Source organism: Vibrio sp. DNB22_10_4 (genome assembly GCF_052879755.1).
This window is the reverse complement of the sequence record NZ_JBNNXW010000034.1, coordinates 1-1,810: the sequence shown is the minus strand read 5'-3', so window position 1 is coordinate 1,810 and position 1,810 is coordinate 1. Positions and strand designations below refer to the sequence as shown.

Annotated in this window: 3 protein-coding genes; all 3 read left to right on the top strand. The window is 41.8% G+C overall.

The window, feature by feature from the left end:
• The first annotated feature begins 101 nt into the window (after positions 1-101).
• The 3 genes from ACVA6Q_RS24515 (at position 102) to ACVA6Q_RS24505 (ending at position 1,632) form a co-directional block, all read left to right on the top strand.
• On the top strand, positions 102-632 hold the full coding sequence (locus ACVA6Q_RS24515; RefSeq protein ID WP_446649207.1) for a GNAT family N-acetyltransferase: 531 nt from the start codon (positions 102-104) through the stop codon (positions 630-632).
• A gap of 133 nt (positions 633-765) precedes the next feature.
• Positions 766-930 (top strand): hypothetical protein, encoded by a 165-nt coding sequence (locus ACVA6Q_RS24510; protein WP_446649206.1) that lies wholly within the window; start codon positions 766-768, stop codon positions 928-930.
• A 294-nt stretch (positions 931-1,224) separates the two neighbouring features.
• Positions 1,225-1,632 carry an NUDIX domain-containing protein gene (locus tag ACVA6Q_RS24505; protein ID WP_446649205.1) on the top strand — a complete coding sequence of 136 codons (408 nt, stop codon included), beginning with the start codon at positions 1,225-1,227 and terminating at the stop codon, positions 1,630-1,632.
• Positions 1,633-1,810: the final 178 nt, after the last annotated feature.

The window sequence follows — 1,810 nt, the reverse complement described above, 5'->3', positions numbered from 1 at the left end:
TTTGAATTGAGTTTAGTGATTACGGTGGTTTTGTTTGAGTGTGGTGGCAGTTAGCTGCTACTTAACAAGGCGTTATATGCCTTAATTGGATTTTGGTAAATATGGAAACAGATAGACTTAAACTAGTACCACCTTCAATGGAGTATCAACCTCTGATGCTTGAAGCGATATTGGAAAGCCAAGACGAACTTGCGGTCTACCTTCCTTGGGTTTCTAACGCATTAACAGAAGCCGAATCAATTGAAAATACGCAACAAGCTATCAATAACTTTGAAAATTTTGAAGGTGAGTTGCGTTATTCAATCATAGAAAAAAGTACAAGGCGTTTTCTTGGTGCAATAGGGTTAATCATCCGTGATAAAACGATACCGTACTTTGAAATAGGTTACTGGATGCGTAGTTCAAGTGTTGGCAATGGTTTCATTTCTGAAGCAGTGAAAGCATTAGAGTCATATGCGTTTAATGAGCTTAACGCTAACCGAGTTGAAATAAAAGCAGCAGAACACAACCTGAAAAGTCGAACGGTAGCAGAGCGTTGCGGGTATGTTTTTGAGGGGATTTTACGTAATGACCGAAGATTGCCGTCAGGAGAGTTGAGTGGGACTGCAGTTTATTCGAAAACAGGCATATAACAAATTGTTCAAGCAGACAGCTAACAGTTGGCGATTTTGGTTTGGTTGAGTTTAGTGATTACGGTGCTTTGTTCGAGTGTAGCGGTAGTTAGCTGCTACTTAACAAGGCGTTAGCACTCAGAGGAGAAACAGGATGTTTATCGCAGTCTATGAGTTTGAAATTCGTGATGGAACGGAATCAAGGTTTCGCGAAGCATGGCTCGAAGTAACAAAGTCAATCTACCAGCATTGTGGCAGCTTTGGTTCTCGTCTTCATCGTTCAGATAAGCCAAATGTAATGGTAGGTTATGCCCAATGACCAAGTCGTGAGCAATGGGAAAAAGACCATCAATTCACAGATAAACTCTTCGAGATATCGCGCAAGGAAATGCGTGAGTGTTTAGTTAAATCAAATACTGTTTATAAACTTGAAGTCAGCGATGACTTTTTGCAAACGTCTTTGGCTGAAAAGTGCTAACAAATTGTTCAAGCAGACAGCTAACCGTCGGCGATTTTAGTTTGGTTGAGTTTAGTGATTACGGTGGCTTTGTTTGAGTGCAGTGGTAGTTAGCTGCTACTTAACAAGGCGTTAGCAATCTTTAAGGACGGCAAGATGCAGCATTTCAAAGGATGCAAATTAGTCGTTCATTGTAACGACCAAATTATTACCTACAAAAGAGATGATATCTCAACGATCTCCTTCCCAAATTGTTGGGATTTTCCCGGTGGTGGCCGTGAAGGTAATGAAACACCGGAGGAGTGTGCTCTCCGAGAGTTCAAAGAGGAGTTTGGAATCCAACTGTGCCAGTCCCGAATCCACTATAAGCAAAAAGTTCTCAGTCATACGGGCTCTGGTTGGGCGTTTCTTCTCGCAGTGACAATCTCGCAAGATGAGTTGGATGACATCAAGTTTGGTGATGAGGGGCAGTATTGGCAACTTATGGATGTGGAAACCTATTTATCGCTCCTAGATGCGGTGCCCTCTAACCAGAAGCGATTAAGAGACTATCTCAACCGGTAGAGTTCAATTGCTAACAATTTGTTCAAGCAGACAGCTAACAGTCGGCGATTTTGGTTTGGTTGAGTTTAGCGATTACGGTGGCCTTGTTTGAGTGTGGTGGTAGTTAGCTGCTACTTAACAAGGCGTTATGCGCTAATAGTAAAACCGATGAAAGGAGTTCAATAAATGGTTACTTGTT

Bases quoted from the DNA above. Each gene is read 5' to 3' on its own strand.
- ACVA6Q_RS24515 (WP_446649207.1), top strand. From the start codon at position 102: ATGGAAACAGATAGACTTAAACTAGTACCACCTTCAATGGAGTATCAA.
- ACVA6Q_RS24510 (WP_446649206.1), top strand. From the start codon at position 766: ATGTTTATCGCAGTCTATGAGTTTGAAATTCGTGATGGAACGGAATCA.
- ACVA6Q_RS24505 (WP_446649205.1), top strand. From the start codon at position 1,225: ATGCAGCATTTCAAAGGATGCAAATTAGTCGTTCATTGTAACGACCAA.